The sequence below is a fragment of the Ruminococcus difficilis genome, from assembly GCF_016680995.1.
Genome location: NZ_JAEQMG010000078.1, coordinates 1 through 1,514, shown reverse-complemented (window position 1 = coordinate 1,514; position 1,514 = coordinate 1). Strand labels below are relative to the sequence as shown.

Below are 1,514 nucleotides of genomic sequence, written 5' to 3'. Positions count from 1 at the left end.
TTTAAGCTCCGTCTGCTCGGTCTGTGTCTTTTCCAGCATGGTGTTGAAATTCTGCTCACTGATACGCCCTGCAATCATATCCTCATAAAGCCGCATGACCATTTTGTCCAGAACCTCAATCCGTTCCTCGTCCCTTGTAAGGGAGCGTTCCATTGCTTCCCGCTGTTCCCGCTGCTCTGCTTCACAGGTATTGGTCAGGCGGTCGGCAACCGCTTCCCCGTCCATCAGGGCAGCTCTGGCACATTCCCGGATTTTCCGCAGCACATGGCTGTAAAGGGTGTCATAGTCAATCCGGTGCTGGGTGCAGTGGTTCTTTCCAAAGGCGTTGTAGGTCTTGCAGGAATAAATCCGCTGGGGATGTTTTGCGTTTGTGTAGCGTACCGTCAGCGACTTCCCACACTCGCCGCATTTTAACAATCCGGCAAACAGGCTGATTTCATCGGTCTGCCCCGGACGCTGGCGGGATTTCAGCTTGTTCTGCACAATGTCAAAGCTCATGCGGTCAATCAGCGGTTCATGCTGTCCCTCCACCACAATCCAGTCCTCCGGCTTCTTTTCCCCAATTGTGCCGATTTTGAAACGGTAGTCTTTTTTCTGGGAAGCAATCGCACCGGTGTAGACGGGATTCATCAAAAGGTCTTTGATAACGGAGAAGTCCCACATATACCGCCCGTTTTCCGGGTCTTTCTTTTCCCATTTGGTTCGGGTGTTGCGAAGCCCCCGTTCCCGGTTCCACCATGTGGGGCAGGGGATTTTTTCTTCCTCCAGCCGTCTGCGGATATAGTTCGGACCATGACCGTTCAGGGCATATCCGAAAATCAGCCGCACAATCGGGGCGGTTTCCTCGTCAATGAGCAGATGGTTTTTGTCCTCCGGGTCTTTCCGATACCCAAACGGGGCAAGACACCCGGTAAACTGTCCTTTCTGCGCTTTCAGAAGATAAGAGGAATGGACTTTCTTGGAAATATCCTTGCTGTACATCTCATTCAGGATATTCTTGAACGGGGCGATGTCGTTGTTATCCCGCAGGGTGTCGATACCGTCATTCATGGCAATATAGCGGACACCGTTTCTTGGGAAAAAGTCCTCAATCAAATGCCCGGTTTGCAGATAGTTCCGCCCCAGTCGGCTGAGGTCTTTCGTGATGACAAGGTTGATTTGCCTGCGCTCAATAGCTCTCAACATCCTCTGTAAATCAGGACGCTCCATATTAAGACCTGTGAAGCCATCGTCCTGATAGACTGCCACAACCTCCCATCCCTGCTTTTCGCAGTATTTTTCCAGCATATCCCGCTGGTTGGCGATACTGGCACTTTCGCCTTGCAGGTCATCGTCCTTTGACAGCCTGCAATAGACCGCCGCACGATAGCCCCCGGCAAGTGCCGAACCGATTGTTCTGTATTCCATTTCGTTCATCATAGCCATTTACCCACACAATCCAGACGGTATCTGGCTCTTTTGAACCTCATCTTCATTATAGCCTATATCTTTCTTTTTAGCAAGATATTCTTTTG

At 50.8% G+C, this 1,514-nt stretch carries 1 protein-coding gene; it reads right to left on the bottom strand.

The features are described 5' to 3' along the window. Positions 1-1,425 (bottom strand): recombinase family protein (locus JKK62_RS08635; protein WP_201427569.1); only part of this gene is annotated, 1,425 nt, incomplete at its 3' end. Positions 1,426-1,514 lie beyond the last annotated feature (89 nt).